Source organism: Sphingomonas sp. TF3, from assembly GCF_003985085.1.
Lineage (GTDB): Bacteria > Pseudomonadota > Alphaproteobacteria > Sphingomonadales > Sphingomonadaceae > Sphingomonas.
On sequence record NZ_RWKS01000003.1, the window covers coordinates 66,794 to 80,164 of the forward strand.

Below are 13,371 nucleotides of genomic sequence, written 5' to 3' on the forward strand. Positions count from 1 at the left end.
GCGAAGGGCAATCATGCTTGCGGTGGCAGTGCTAGCCTCGACCGGGGGTGTGGTACAGGCCGACTCCCGCCCCCCAGCCGAAGCCCCACTGTTCGATCCGATTACAGGTTATCGAATGAGCCATTATCGCGGCGTGATCCCTTCAATCCCCGAAGGTGTCAGGCGCGTCGACGTCGCGCAGGCACATGCCTTGTGGCGGGCGGGTGCCATTTTTATCGACGTCAATCCTGCACCCGGTGCGCTCCGCGACGTCGAGACCGGACGATGGAGTCTTGCCGAGCCGCATGCCTCGATCCCAGGCGCGCATTGGTTCGCCGAGAGCGGGCGCGGCGAACTCGACCCCGGGATCGAGCAAGCCATGCTGCTCGGCGTGCGCCGTCTGGCTGCCCGGCACCCCCATCGCCCGCTTGTCGTGTTCTGCCAGGCCGATTGCTGGATGAGCTGGAACGCCGCACTGCGCCTGCATCGCGCAGGGCTGCCCGACATACGCTGGTTCGCCGACGGGCTCGACGGTTGGAAGGAGGCGGGCTTTGCCGTGACGCTGACGGTTCCAGCGGGATGAACCGAATTTTATGGAGTGTCGCTTGGACCTGCGATGGTTCGTCAGGCGCGCAAGAGAGACGCCAGTCGTGCCACTCGACGCCGGTGTCCTGGCACCGGGCATTCCCGGCTGTAGTCGTCGATGACGCTGAGCAGGCAGCGCCGCCGCCCATTGAGTACGATGACCAGCGAATACGAACGAGCGTACCAAAGGGCGGCCCTGGACTTCATGCGGATGGCTGCAGCCGCGTCGCTGCCGTTCTTTGGAACTCCCAACGCGTGCCGTATCGATAATCGAGCCTGTACGCATGCGCCCGTGCCGGATCATCCACCGACGTGCCGCATCATCCGTATTTTTGTCTTCGTTGCGAATCGTCTGGAATCATTGCGACAAAACGGCACACTATGCCGGTTATGAACGACGCTGCGATCGACCAGATTCTTGCTGCGCTCGCGGTGAACGTGAAGGAGTTCGCAGTCTGCGAGTTCACCGCGACCTCGGCGATTGAAATCAAGCAGCTCGACAAGATCGAGGTCCACTTCATTCTCGCGGGTACGCTCTATCTCGGCCTCGCCGACGGCGCGTGCATCGAGGCACCGGTGGGCAGCGTGGTCCTGGTACCGGCATATATCGATCAGGTGATCGGCGGTTCGGCCACGCCCTCCAAGATCCTCACTTCGCAGGAGACATGCAGCAGGCGGCGCGACGGCTTGATGCACTACGACGCTACGATGGGAAGCCCGGGCAGCGTCGTTGTCGCCTGCGGCCAGATCAAGGCCGACATCGGTGGATCGTTCGGGCCGTTCGAGGGGCTGAAAGAGCCGATCTGTTCGTATGTCGCCGATGAACCGGTCGTTGGCGTCGCCTTCTCGACGATCCTTCGTGAAACGGGCGTCGCGGCACTGGGGAGCAAAGCACTCATCGGATCGCTGATGAAGGCGTGCCTGATCCTGGCATTGCGCCGATCCGCTCAGGAGCGTGGCTCGCGGGAAGTCCTCCCCGGCCTGTTCGAGCGACCGTCCCTGGCGCGGGCGGTGGCGCGGGTCGTCGAGGATCCGGCCTCACATCATAGTCTGGCCGATCTTGCCCGCGCGGCCGGCATGAGCAGGTCCAAATTCGCGAAAGTCTTTGCGGAGACGGTTGGATCGCCGCCGATGGAATTCGTGAGCCGCGCGCGGCTCGACAAAGCGCGGCAGCTCGTCTTGTCGACGGACCTTTCGATCTCCGACATCGCCAATCATGCGGGCTTCGCCAGCCGCAGCCATTTCAGTCGCAGCTTTCGCAACGCATTCGGCATCGATCCGACGCGCATGCGCCGGAACGGCCTGAACGGGGATGCCCAGGATGCGCAATGAGCGAAAGTTTTCGGCAGTGAGAGCACGACGCATATCGGTGGCGTGCAAAAAGACCCCACGCGTTTTTATTTTGGGCGAGACTGTAACCGTCCAGCCGGTTCCGCCGAATGACGGGACGTGCAACCCCACCTTCGTCTTGCGGTTCAACGATCGGCCAGCGCTGCGGTCCTGGTGCCGGGGAGCTCGTCGATGAGCGAGACCGCGGACCAATGGGGTCAATTGATGGCTGCGGCCCAAGAGGGGCATGCCGCCGCCTATCGGCGGCTGCTGGACGAGATCAGGCATTGGCTGAAGGGTTTTTACGCACGCCGCCTTCCCCCCGCTATGGTGGAAGATGCCGTTCAGGACACGCTGATTGCAATCCACGAAAAGCGGCACACCTACGACCCGGAAAGGCCGTTCAAGCCGTGGCTGATGGCGGTCGCCCGGTACAAATGGATCGATCGCCTGCGGTCGATGAGCCGCTCCCGGACCGAGGAACTCCCTGAAGAGATCGCTGTTGAGGACCATGAGCACAACGTGACCAGCTCGGTGATTTTGGCGCGGTTGATGACCGAGTTGAAACCCGCACAGGCCGAAGCGATTCGGCTCGTGAAAATCGAGGGTTTTTCGGTTGAGGAAGCCTCCGAAAGGACCGGCCAGTCCGGATCCCTTATCAAGGTGAATATCCACCGGGGGCTGGCGCGGTTAGCCATGATTGTTCAGAAGCAAGCCGATGTCGAATGATGCGCTGATCGATAAACTGGTAGGGGATCTTCGTCCGGTGCCCCGGCCGAGGCTCGGCCCCCAATTTGTCACCCTCCTCATACTAGCCGTCGTCGAACTCGTCGGCTTCCTGGCGCTTGGCACGATCCGGCCCGATCTCGGCGCGGCGCTCGGCCGTGCGGCCTTCTGGTGGAAGATGGCGGGGCTCGGAGTCCTCGCACTTATTGGCGTGAATGTCGCTTTGCAGTCCTTCAGCCCGGTGTCCATGCCACGAAAGGGGCTTCGCCGCTGGGGGCTTGCCCTCACGGCGATCGTCTTGGTCGGCGTGGTTATCGACGTTGCCGGTCAAGGCCTGGATGGGCTCGCTGCCCGATTGATGTGGCGAATGGGCGTCGAGTGCCTGGCCGTCATGACGGTCCTTTCGGTTCCGCCCGTGATCGCCCTTGGATATATGATGCGCCGAGGTGCGCCGACCGATCTTGAGGCGAGCGCATCGGCCGTCGGCGTAGCCGCAGCCGCGTGGGGCGCATTTATCTTCGCCTTTCACTGCCCGAGCGACGATCCCTTCTACATCGTGTTCTGGTACGCACTCGGTTGCGCGGCCATCACGCTGGTCGCGCGTGCCATCCTCCCCTTGACCTCACGCTGGTAATACCGCCCGACAGCTTTACGCCGCCGGACGATATTCCGCGTAAGTCGGGCCGGCCGTTCAACCGAGCCCAACGGCTGTTCAGCCCGCCTTCGGGGTGAGGCTGCCGCCCATCTTGGCGCACGACTTGGCGGAGAGGTCCTTGAAACCCTGGCCCTTGCAGTCGTTCTGGCCCTTGCAGTCATGCGTGCCCGACTTGCAGTCCGACTGGCCCTTGCACGAATTGACGCCGTAACAGGGCTGCACCTTGCCCGATGCGTGTGCGCCAGCAGCCTGCGCCGGGCTCACGGATGCGACACCTGCGAAGGCGAGCATGGCGGCGGCGGAGGCGATGGCAGCGCCGGTCTTGAAGGTCTTCATAGCAAACTCCTGAATTGAGACGTTGACTTGCCGAGTGGCAGCCATGTTTTCGCCGCGCGATGACGGGCGGTTACAGACGCATTTTAAAATCTAACTGCGGGGGCGACCTGTAACCGGGGCGCGCGTCCCAGCGGACTCATCGTCGTGGTCCGACCCTGTCAGCCTCCCGGACCACCGTGCGGCGCTCCCTCCCTTCCCGACGGACCGCCGCACGTGAGGCTGAATTGGAGACCGTAAGATGACAAGTCGTACCACCACCGCGCTCAGCGCCCTGCTGCTCGCGTCCCTCGCAGCCGGTGCCACCACGGCCGCCCACGCCCAGGCGAGCAAGCCGATGGAGAAATGCTACGGCGTCGCCAAGGCCGGCAAGAACGACTGCAAGGCCGGTGCCGGCACCACCTGCGCGGGCACTTCCAAGGTCAACTATCAGAAGGACGCGTGGAAGCTCGTGCCGGCCGGCACCTGCGCCAAGATCAAGACTCCCAAGGGCTTCGGCTCGCTCACGCCGGGCGCCTGAGGAGTCGACCGATGATCATGACCGCAGGCCTGGGTTTCAAGCTCGAGCATCTCGATGAAGCGCTGACGGCGCGTAACCCGGGCCTGTGGTTCGAGGTCCACGCCGAAAACTACATGGTCGATGGCGGACCGCGCCTGCGAGCGCTCGTCGCGCTGGCGGAGCGCTTCGCGATCTCGCTCCACGGCGTCGGCCTCTCGCTGGCGTCGGTGGAACCGCCTGCGGAGGATCACCTCCGCAGGCTGCGGGCCCTCGCTGACCTGATCCGCCCGGCCGCCATCTCCGACCATCTCGCATGGCAAAAATGGGACGGTGTTCATCATTCGGACTTCCTGCCATTCCCGCGCACACGCCAGGCACTCGACATCACGGCGGATAACGTGGCGCGCGTGCAGGACGCGCTCGGCCGTTCGATCATGGTCGAGAACCCCTCCCTCTATATCGACTTGCCCGGACACGAACTCGACGAAGCGACCTTCCTGTCGGAGCTGGCCCAGCGCACCGGATGCGGTTTGCTGGTCGATGTGAACAACATCTTCGTCAGCGCCGCCAACCTACGGTTCTCGCCCGAGGTTCGGCTCGACGCGATCCCGGCGTCGATCATCGGCGAAGTCCATCTCGCCGGGCATCGCCCCGATCCCGACCCTGATAGCGGGTTGCTGATCGACAGCCACGATGCGCCGGTCTCCGACCCCGTCTGGCTGCTCTATCAGCGCCTGATCGACCGCGTCGGGCCGCGTCCGACCCTGATCGAACGCGATGACGAAATGCCACCCTTCCAGGATCTGATGCTGGAGCGCGACCGCGCCCACCGCCTGCTCGAGCAGAGGATGTCGATCGATGCTTGATGCCGCCGATTTCCAGCACGCCTTCGGCACGATGCTCGCCTCCCCGGATCCGTCGAACGACCCCGCGATGCGGCGCGCGCTCGCGGTCCATCGCAATACCGCAAGCAAGGCGGCGCGCGACGCGCTGTTCGCCAATTACCCGGTGACGGCGGCCATGGTTGGAGAGGAAGCGTTCGCCGCGTGCGCAACCTCCTATATCGAGGCGGTACCGCCACGCGAGGCGCGTCTGTGCCTCTATGGCGACAGGTTCGGGCCCTTCGTCGACGCTTGGACCCCCTTTGCGGAAGCACCGTATCTTGGGCCCGTCGCGATGCTCGAACGCAATGTGACCGAGGCGCTGTTTGCCGCGGACCGCCCGCCGCTGGATGCGGCGGCCCTTTCCCGAGGCATCGATCCCGAGGCGCCCCTGCACTGGCACCCCGCAACGCGGATCGCGAAGGCGCTGATGCCGGCGGCGAGCCTATGGCTTGCGCACCAGCCCGACGCCCCACCCGACGCGCTCGATGCGATCGCCTGGGATCGGGAGATCATCCTCGTCACGCGCCCAAGCGATGCGGTCGAGGTCCGCGTCATCGACGGGCCGACCAGAGCTTTTCTCGCGGGCAAGACGCTCGCCGAGGCCGCTGCCAACGCGTCGAGCGAAGGCGGAGACGTCGCCTCGACATTCGCATTGCTGCTGTCCGCCGGCGCCTTCGCCGAAGATATTCCAAGGGGAGAATGACAATGAACCACTATGCCCGCTTCTGCTCGCTGCTCGATCGGTTTCCCGGCTCGATCCTGCTGCTGGTCGCACGCTTCGGAGTCGCTGCGGTCTTCTTCATGTCGGGCCGGACCAAGGTCGATGGTATTCTGCACATCACCGACAGCACGTACTCGTTGTTCGAGACCGACTATAAGATCCCGCTGATCCCCCCGCACATCGCTGCGCATCTGGCGACTTACCAGGAGCATCTGTTTCCGATCCTGCTGGTCCTTGGCCTGTTCAACCGGGTCGCCGCCCTGGGCCTGCTCGGCATGACCACGGTCATCGAGGTGTTCGTCTACCCGGACGCATGGCCGACCCATTTGAGCTGGGCAGGCCTCCTGCTCCCGATCATCTTCCGTGGCGGCGGCAAATTCTCGCTCGACTATCTGCTGGGCCTGGATCCGAAGCGCGAGCGCAAGGCTCGGGATTATGCCGCAGACTGACCACCGGCAGGGCGCGCCGCTGCTCTCGCGGCGCGGCGCGCTTTGCTATGCTGCGGGGGGAATCTTGCACAGCAAGGTGGCGGCGGACATCTGGCACCTTGGCGCGGGGCAGCACGGCCTTGCGCTGCGGCATTTTTGCCGGCTCGCCGCCTGCGATCACACTGCGCGTAGCGGTGAACGTCAGCGGGAAGTGATCCGCTGGCGCAATCGTGAGTGGGCTACGAAACTACCGGGCGTTCCGCCTGGCAGGCGTTTTGAGGCGGCGACTGTTGAAATAGGATCGCGAGCAGCACCGCCGTGCTTGGAAAAACACCTGCGTAACCAACGATTCCGATGTTGCGGAACCGCATGTCGCCAAGGACGACGCCACTCAGCCCGGCAAGCGCCAGCGTCCCGCTGGTTGCCAGTAGCACGCGTATCGTCGTGGCGAGCCGACCGCCGCTGAAGACTGGAGCCGCCGACAGCACGGAGAGCGCGAAGAAAATGTCCCACCCAAGAATGTCGATCGCATAGGCTACCGAGGGCCATTTGAATGACAGCAACAGGGGCGAAAGTTTGGAGAACGCTGCTTGGTGGCCGACAATAAGTATGACGAAGTGTAAGGCGGATGTCAGGCCCGCCAAGACGCCCGCGAAGACAAGAGCCATAAGGCTGAACACCTTGGCACCCGCGCCGGCCCATGCATGTACCGAAACCATAAGCGCGACGAATAGCGGCATCAGCAAGAGGATCTCGATCTCCAGAAAAGAGAATAGCGGGTCCGGAATCGGTTGCTGCAGCGACCGGAGCGACAAAAGGCCAGCGATCAGCGTCGCGACGTATACGGCACCAAGGAAAGCAGTCCCGCTAGCCGCCACGATCCCGACCCGACGGGCGCTCTTCGTGAATGTGAGACCTACGGTCACGCCTCAATCGCTCCCCGACGCCGATTTACACGCCCCCTTCTTGAGCGGCAAGCCGGGCTGGGATCGGTCGAGGGCCTGAATTTGGCTCTTCTCGTCGAACGACAAGACGATCGCACGGGCTGGCGGAGCGGTTTCCTGGATCAGACGCTCGCCTCTCCCGATCCGGCGGCCGGGGCGGGGCGGTTCCGTTCAATCTTCGTTCGGCGTAACCGATTGCTCCTGTGCACCGAATGTAGGGAAGACTCGCGGCGTGGAGGCCCGTCGGCCGAGTGATCGACGGAGCATTTCATGAATACCGAAGCGTTGATTGCTGAACTATCCAGCGGCTTGCAGCCGGTGCCGCGCGGGGCGACGAAAATCCTTCTCCGTAAGGGGCTCATCGCCGGCGCAGTGGTCGCCGGGGTCGCGGTGCTCTTCTGGCCCAGCCTTGGGCCTCGGCCCGACATCGCGACAGCTGTCATCACCCCGTCGTTCTGGATCAAGCTGCTTTACACAGCGTCGATTGCGTCCCTGGGTTTCGTGGCGCTTGACCGGCTGAGCAGGCCCGACGCGGCGAAGCTTCACTGGTCGCGGCTGCTTTGGCCCCCGGTCGCGGCGTTGGCGGCAATCGCCGCGATGCGCTGGGCCGCGGCCCCAGCCGGCGATTCCAAGGCGTTCTGGATGGGGACGAGCTGGTGGCAGTGCCCCGCCTACGTCGCCGCGCTCGCGCTGCCTGTGTTCGTCGGGTTGATGTGGGCGATGTCGCGGCTGGCACCGACACGGCTGCGGGCGGCAGGCGCGGCGGTGGGCCTCGTCTCGGGCGGCACCGGTGCGACGATCTACGCGCTGCACTGCAGCGAAAGCTCGCCGGGGTTTGTCCTGCTCTGGTACTCGCTTGGCCTTGCCGCTGCGACGTTGCTTGGCGCGGTTGCGGGTCCCCGCCTCCTGCGATGGTGAGATCGGCGGCTCCAGCCTTGTCGCTGGCACCCCGGCCGAGCCGGACGAGGCGCATTTTTCCCTCGCCCGTGTAACCTTCAACGTCCAGCTACCGAACTTCCCTTTGTGCCGCGTCGGTCTCCCACGGGATCGAGCCCCGGCACAACATTGGGAGGTCAGCAGTGCCGAACGTCGAGATCGCGCCATTTCAGGGGTTCGGGCTTGGGCTGCGCATCCCGCACTTCCAAAACTTCCTCACCGAACCCGTCCCCGTGGATTTTATCGAGATCATCTCGGAGAACTTCATGGTCGCCGGCGGTCGCCCGCTCCATGTGCTCGACCAGGTGCGCGAACGTTGGCCCGTCGCGATGCACGGGGTTTCGATGTCGATCGGTTCGGCTGACGGGGTGCGCACGGACTATCTCACGCGGCTCAAGGCGCTCGCCGACCGAGTCCAACCTTTGTGGGTGTCGGACCATCTCAGCTGGTCGCGGGTCGAGCGCGTCAATTCGCACGACCTTCTGCCCCTGCCGTTCACCGACGAGGCGCTCGACGCCGTGTGCGCCAATATCCTCCACGTGCAGGACGTGCTCGAACGCCCGCTCGTGCTGGAGAACCCGTCGACCTACCTGACCTTCGCCGATGACCAGATGACCGAATGGGCGTTTCTTACCGAGATGACCAAGCGCACCGGCTGCTATCTCCTCCTCGACGTGAACAACATCTATGTCAGCGGCACGAACAACGGCTTCGACCCCTATGAGTATCTCGCCGGTGTCCCTACCGATCGCGTCCGCCAGATCCATCTCGCAGGCCATAGCCAGGGGCGAGAGCGCTTGATCGACACGCACGACCAGCCGGTGCCGGATCCAGTTTGGGACCTGTTCAGGCGGATCTACCCGCGATTGGGCCCGGTTGCAGCGATGATCGAACGCGACGACAACATCCCGCCGCTTGGCGAGCTGCTGTCCGAACTCGACATCGCCCGCCGGATCGCCACCGAAGCAATGGCGGTCGCGGCATGAGCCTGCTCGCCCTGCAGCGGACGTTCCTGGACTTTCTGCTCGACCAACCGACCGAGATCCCGGTTGCCGTCAACGGCGGGGCCGGGCCGGGGCTCGCCGTCTACCACAATGCCTATAGCGCTCAGCTGGTTGCCTGTCTGAAGGACAGCTACGAACGGCTTTGGGCATGGCTCGGAGACGACGCTTTCGAAGCTGCGGCGCGCCATCATATCGGCCTTCACGCCCCGACCAGCTGGACGCTGGGCGATTACGGGATCGGTTTCGCCGATACGATCGACGCCCGCTATCCCGAGGACCCGGAGGTTGCGGAAATCGCCGCGCTCGATTGGGCCCTGCGACGCGCGTTCGATGGCCCCGATGCTTCGCCATTTGATCCAGCGCGCCTCGCCGAGATCGATTGGGACGATGCCGTCATCCACTTCGTCCCAACGCTTGAACTGATACCGGTGAGGACGAATTGCGGTGCGATCTGGACGGCGATCGCGGCCAGCGATGATGTTCCCGCCGCACAGATGCTGCCCGAACCGGCCTGGGTGCGGGTGTGGCGGGTGGACCTGCAGCCGCATTTTGCGACGATCGAGCGAACGGAAAGGGACGCCATCCAGCTCGCTGCGTCCGGCGTGACCTTCGCCCGGCTGTGCGACCGGCTTGCGGAAACGAGTGGTGTGGAGGAAGCGGTCCTTGCCGCCGGGCGCTATCTGACGTCTTGGCTGCAGGACGGTTTGATCACCGACATTCAATAAAATCGAACCGCTCGCCGTTGATCGCGAGAGTCCGTCGCAGAAACCGGTTGCCAACCGGGTTGCCGCCCCGGATCGGGGACATTGTTCAATGATTTTAAGGCGAAATGGCGGAGACGGAGGGATTCGAACCCTCGGTACCAGTAAACCCGGTACGGCGGTTTAGCAAACCGCTGGTTTCAGCCACTCACCCACGTCTCCGGATCACGGCGAAGGCGGGCTATAGCCGCGCATGCGCTGCGGATCAACAGCGCGTTCGCATGTTACCTGGCCTAAAATCGACTCGGTTGGTCGCGCTCAACCGCGCGGTTCATTGTCGCGACAGGCACGATGGCGTTACGGGGGCGGATTGAGGCGTGGGGAGAAGAACGATGCGAACAGGATGGCACAGCGTCCCGAGAAGCGGGGCCGCTTTGGTGTTGGCGCTTGCTACCGCCTCCGCCCCGGTGGCGGGGCAGGTGCGCACCATCGACCCCAATCAGGCGATTGATTCCGATCTGCGCGGCCAGAACGCTCCCGCGCCCGCACAGCCGCAATATCCCGCTGCCACGCCGACCACACCCGATAGCCAACGCTACCCCGATGCCCCGCGCTATCCGGACGCCCCGCAGTCGAGCGTGCCGCTCTCGGGCCCGACCCCGACGGCAGCGCCCCCAGGCGGACAAAATGGCACCGTGCGCGATGAACGGGCGCAGGCGGCCGCGCGCGACGGGGCCGATGCCGAATCTGCCGCGAGCCAGACCTTCCAGAAGCAGGAGTTGCTCAACGCCGCCGAGGGCACCTTCGGCAAGGGTGCGGCCGGCCTCGCCGGGATCCTGGAACGCACGCTGAAGGAACAGGGGCAGCCCAATGCCTATATCGCCGGGCGCGAAGCGTCGGGCGCGGTGGTGGTCGGCCTGCGCTATGGCAAGGGCACGATGTTCCACAAGGTCGAGGGGCAGCAGCCGGTTTATTGGACCGGGCCGTCGGTCGGCTTCGATCTCGGCGGCGATGCCAATAAGGTGTTCGTATTGGTCTACAACCTCTACGATTCGGAAGACCTGTACAAGCGCTTCCCGGCGGGCGAGGGGCGCGTCTATTTCGTCGGTGGCTTCGCCGCGACCTATTTGCGGCGCGGCAATATCGTGTTGATCCCGATCCGGCTGGGCGTCGGTTGGCGGCAGGGCGTGAACCTTGGCTATATGAAGTTCAGCCATACATCGAAGTGGTTCCCCTTCTGAGCCAGCGACCCGCCAGCGCCGCGCCGCGCACTCGAGCGGTGCTCCGCGCGGTGCTGGCTGCGGCCTATCTCGCGGCGGGGGTATTGCACGTCGCGGTGCCGGGGCCGTTTCTGTCGATAACCCCCGGCTTCGTGCCCTTTCCCAAGGCGGTGATCCTCGTCACCGGGCTGTGCGAGATCGCCGGGGCGGTGGGGCTGTATCTGCCGCGCTGGCGGTGGTGGGCGGGGGTGATGCTGGCGCTGTATGCGGTGTGCGTCTATCCCGCCAATGTGAAACATGCGGTGGATTATATCGAACACGGCACGGGCGGATTGAGCCTGTGGTACCATGTCCCGCGTTTGCTGTTTCAGCCGGTGATCGTGTGGTGGGCGCTGTTCGCCGGCGGCGTGATCGACTGGCCTTTTCACCGGCGGAGCAGCTTCCGATGAGCGATATCGACGACACCATCATCGACACCCCCGACGGCCCGATGACCTGGGCCGCGTGGAAGAAGAAGAACCCGGTGCAGATCCCCTCGCGCCGCACCAAGGGCAAGGATTTGCCGGTGAAAGTGAAGCGCTTCACCGAGAAGTGAGCGTTCGCGCTGCGGCGGGTAAGGTTAGGGGACGGATAGCAATAGCGGCCGGACCGGCGCCTAGACACGTTCAGGAGCGCAGGAGGTCAATCGTCTGTCGCTCGAAAGCCTGCGGGTCTTGCGCCGCCGTGTGAAGCGCGTGTTCGTCCAGCGCCAAAGCAACTTCGCCGTTCGCAAGGACGAGCCCGGCATCGCAGGCTGCGGCGAGCGTGCCGAGATCGTGGAGGGCCGTGATCAGCGTCAGCCCATCATCAACCATGCTGCGCAAGACCTCCCGCACATCAAAGATCGCCACGGGGTCGAGCCAGTTGAACGGCTCATCCAGAATGACGCGCGGGTGACCGCCCGCAAAGGCGCAGGCGATCGCGACCCGCTGCCGCATTCCGGCCGAGCAATCGCCGATCCAACGGTCCAGCAGTGGGGCGAGCGCCAAGGCGAGGGACAACCGCCCCAAACGGGGGCGGACATCATCGTAGCTGCCGCCGACCAGTTCGAGAACGTCGCGGACACGCACGCTATCCGGCAGCGTATGGGCGGGCGGACAAAAACCGAAGCGCAGCGCGCGTCCGGCGCGATCCGAGGCTAGGTCCTGGCCATCGACCAGACACGATCCGGCCGCGAACGGCAGCCTGCCCGCAAGCGCGCGTAGCAAGCTGGTCTTGCCCGATCCGTTGGCACCGATGAGGCCGAACCACGATCCGCGCGCGACCCTCAGATCGACGTCCTGCACGACACGCTGTCCGCTCCGTTCAACCGCCGCCCCGGCAAGGTGGATCGCGGGGCTCATGCCAGCAGCCACGTCTTCGTGCGGGCCCGGTGTTGCAACTGCCACAGGATCGCGACGGCGAGAAACGGCAAAGCGATCGGCAGGAAATAGGCTAGAAACAGGAGCAGCCCCGCGAAGATGGAGACGATGAGATCGGCGAACCGCTTCCCGTGCAGGCAATAAGCGAGGACGCGCAGTGCCAAAAGCAGCAGCACCGCGCCCGAGACCGCCGTGACGACGGCTGCGGCAACCGACCCCGCGATCAGCCAGCATCCCGGCACCGCGAGCGCGAGGAAGTACGCCATGCTCTTCCCATGATAGCCGACGATGCGCCATGGCCCATAGCCGGTGGTCGCCATGAAGCGAACGACGTCGGAATCGACGCTGGTGAGTGCTAGTGTGAGCAGCGTGGTCTCGATGCCGAGGATCGCGATCAGCGTATTCGGCGTAAGCGATCGCTCCAATAGGAGCACCACGAGCAGCGTCGAGGCGACAAGGGCACCCGCTTGCCCATGGCGCAACCATGCCCGGATTACCCGTGCCGACCCGACTCTGTCGGCCAACCTCTTTGGCACGGTGACGCCGCTCATGAGCGCGGCCAAGAGCGTTCCAGCCAAATAGCTCGCACAGCCGACGATCAGCAGCGAGGGTGCGACGACCAGCAGGACTGTGGCCAGCAGGGCGAGCGCGATGCCATGCCAAGCGGCGATATACCGTCTGCGGGTTGCTGGGCGCAGCGCGTCGACTGCGAGCAACCCGTCAAAGCCGTGGAACGCCAGACGTTTCGCGACAAGACGTTCAGCGCTGGTGCCGAGGAGGAGACCGGCACCGACTGCCGACCACGCCGCGATCGTCCAAGGCCGCTCCGCCAGCCACGATTTGATCATCGCTAATGTGATGATCAGCACGGCCACAGCGACAAGGCGGTCGTTCCATCCTGCAAACGCGGCGCGTATCGTGTTGATCGCAATGCGCCCGTCATGGCGGAACAGCCGGTTACGGTCGCTGTCGGGGGAGATCATGGCGGCAGACTAGCCTGTCAGCCCATATCTGCAATTGGGATCGT

General features: G+C 64.6%; 18 protein-coding genes and 1 tRNA gene. 14 read left to right on the plus strand and 5 right to left on the minus strand.

Translation table 11 applies throughout. The features are described 5' to 3' along the window. Positions 1-13 precede the first annotated feature (13 nt). From EJC47_RS03155 to EJC47_RS03170, 4 genes are all read left to right on the plus strand, one after another. A complete protein-coding gene (locus tag EJC47_RS03155; protein WP_209516010.1) occupies positions 14-562 on the plus strand; it encodes a rhodanese-like domain-containing protein in 549 nt (182 codons plus the stop codon). A 383-nt stretch (positions 563-945) separates the two neighbouring features. Continuing rightward, positions 946-1,896, plus strand: coding sequence for a helix-turn-helix domain-containing protein (locus tag EJC47_RS03160; RefSeq protein WP_260591459.1), 951 nt, complete (start codon positions 946-948; stop codon positions 1,894-1,896). Positions 1,897-2,085: 189 nt separating this feature from the next. Next, a complete protein-coding gene (locus EJC47_RS03165) occupies positions 2,086-2,622 on the plus strand; it encodes a sigma-70 family RNA polymerase sigma factor (RefSeq protein ID WP_126845458.1) in 537 nt (178 codons plus the stop codon). Then, positions 2,612-3,253: an NrsF family protein gene (locus EJC47_RS03170; protein WP_126845459.1), complete on the plus strand. Its 642-nt coding sequence runs from the start codon at positions 2,612-2,614 to the stop codon at positions 3,251-3,253. The genes EJC47_RS03165 and EJC47_RS03170 overlap by 11 nt, the downstream gene beginning before the upstream one ends. A 78-nt stretch (positions 3,254-3,331) precedes the next feature. Here the strand turns inward: EJC47_RS03170 and bufA2 are convergent, their stop codons facing one another. Continuing rightward, positions 3,332-3,610: a BufA2 family periplasmic bufferin-type metallophore gene (gene bufA2, locus EJC47_RS03175; protein ID WP_033963545.1), complete on the minus strand. Its 279-nt coding sequence runs from the start codon at positions 3,608-3,610 to the stop codon at positions 3,332-3,334. Between the two features lie 238 nt (positions 3,611-3,848). Between bufA2 and EJC47_RS03180 the strand changes: the two genes are divergently transcribed. From EJC47_RS03180 to EJC47_RS03195, 4 genes are read left to right on the plus strand one after another with little or no spacing between them, the layout of a single operon-like run. Then, the gene (locus EJC47_RS03180; RefSeq protein WP_033963547.1) at positions 3,849-4,127 is read left to right on the plus strand and encodes a BufA1 family periplasmic bufferin-type metallophore; all 279 of its coding nucleotides are present in this window, start codon (positions 3,849-3,851) and stop codon (positions 4,125-4,127) included. An 11-nt stretch (positions 4,128-4,138) separates the two neighbouring features. After that, on the plus strand, positions 4,139-4,972 hold the full coding sequence (gene bufB / locus EJC47_RS03185) for an MNIO family bufferin maturase (protein ID WP_126845460.1): 834 nt from the start codon (positions 4,139-4,141) through the stop codon (positions 4,970-4,972). After that, positions 4,965-5,693, plus strand: a complete 729-nt coding sequence (locus tag EJC47_RS03190) for an HvfC/BufC N-terminal domain-containing protein (protein ID WP_033963548.1) — start codon at positions 4,965-4,967, stop codon at positions 5,691-5,693. The genes bufB (EJC47_RS03185) and EJC47_RS03190 overlap by 8 nt, the downstream gene beginning before the upstream one ends. A 2-nt stretch (positions 5,694-5,695) precedes the next feature. Then, positions 5,696-6,160 carry a DoxX family protein gene (locus EJC47_RS03195; protein ID WP_126845461.1) on the plus strand — a complete coding sequence of 155 codons (465 nt, stop codon included), beginning with the start codon at positions 5,696-5,698 and terminating at the stop codon, positions 6,158-6,160. Positions 6,161-6,378: 218 nt separating this feature from the next. Here the strand turns inward: EJC47_RS03195 and EJC47_RS20950 are convergent, their stop codons facing one another. Beyond that, a complete protein-coding gene (locus tag EJC47_RS20950; protein WP_185867547.1) occupies positions 6,379-7,065 on the minus strand; it encodes a hypothetical protein in 687 nt (228 codons plus the stop codon). Positions 7,066-7,353: 288 nt separating this feature from the next. Here EJC47_RS20950 and EJC47_RS03205 point away from each other — a divergent pair, with 288 nt between their 5' ends. The 3 genes from EJC47_RS03205 (at position 7,354) to EJC47_RS03215 (ending at position 9,748) form a co-directional block, all read left to right on the plus strand. Continuing rightward, complete coding sequence (locus EJC47_RS03205) at positions 7,354-8,001, plus strand: NrsF family protein (RefSeq protein ID WP_126845463.1); 648 nt, start codon at positions 7,354-7,356, stop codon at positions 7,999-8,001. A gap of 161 nt (positions 8,002-8,162) precedes the next feature. Continuing rightward, positions 8,163-9,005, plus strand: coding sequence for an MNIO family bufferin maturase (gene bufB, locus EJC47_RS03210; protein ID WP_126845464.1), 843 nt, complete (start codon positions 8,163-8,165; stop codon positions 9,003-9,005). After that, positions 9,002-9,748: an HvfC/BufC N-terminal domain-containing protein gene (locus EJC47_RS03215; protein ID WP_033963553.1), complete on the plus strand. Its 747-nt coding sequence runs from the start codon at positions 9,002-9,004 to the stop codon at positions 9,746-9,748. The genes bufB (EJC47_RS03210) and EJC47_RS03215 overlap by 4 nt, the downstream gene beginning before the upstream one ends. A 105-nt stretch (positions 9,749-9,853) precedes the next feature. Here the strand turns inward: EJC47_RS03215 and EJC47_RS03220 are convergent. After that, positions 9,854-9,946: transfer RNA gene (locus EJC47_RS03220), tRNA-Ser, on the minus strand. A 170-nt stretch (positions 9,947-10,116) separates the two neighbouring features. Here EJC47_RS03220 and EJC47_RS03225 point away from each other — a divergent pair. The 3 genes from EJC47_RS03225 to EJC47_RS20955 are packed head-to-tail and all read left to right on the plus strand — an operon-like array spanning position 10,117 to position 11,539. Further along, on the plus strand, positions 10,117-10,965 hold the full coding sequence (locus EJC47_RS03225; protein ID WP_126845465.1) for a DUF1134 domain-containing protein: 849 nt from the start codon (positions 10,117-10,119) through the stop codon (positions 10,963-10,965). Beyond that, a complete protein-coding gene (locus EJC47_RS03230) occupies positions 10,950-11,393 on the plus strand; it encodes a DoxX family protein (protein ID WP_126845466.1) in 444 nt (147 codons plus the stop codon). The genes EJC47_RS03225 and EJC47_RS03230 overlap by 16 nt, the downstream gene beginning before the upstream one ends. Next, the gene (locus tag EJC47_RS20955) at positions 11,390-11,539 is read left to right on the plus strand and encodes a hypothetical protein (protein ID WP_169313335.1); all 150 of its coding nucleotides are present in this window, start codon (positions 11,390-11,392) and stop codon (positions 11,537-11,539) included. The genes EJC47_RS03230 and EJC47_RS20955 overlap by 4 nt, the downstream gene beginning before the upstream one ends. A gap of 70 nt (positions 11,540-11,609) precedes the next feature. Here the strand turns inward: EJC47_RS20955 and EJC47_RS03235 are convergent, their stop codons facing one another. After that, the gene (locus tag EJC47_RS03235; protein ID WP_033963573.1) at positions 11,610-12,326 is read right to left on the minus strand and encodes an ATP-binding cassette domain-containing protein; all 717 of its coding nucleotides are present in this window, start codon (positions 12,324-12,326) and stop codon (positions 11,610-11,612) included. Then, positions 12,323-13,327 carry a hypothetical protein gene (locus EJC47_RS03240; protein ID WP_126845467.1) on the minus strand — a complete coding sequence of 335 codons (1,005 nt, stop codon included), beginning with the start codon at positions 13,325-13,327 and terminating at the stop codon, positions 12,323-12,325. Before EJC47_RS03240 ends, EJC47_RS03235 begins: the two co-directional genes overlap by 4 nt. Positions 13,328-13,371 lie beyond the last annotated feature (44 nt).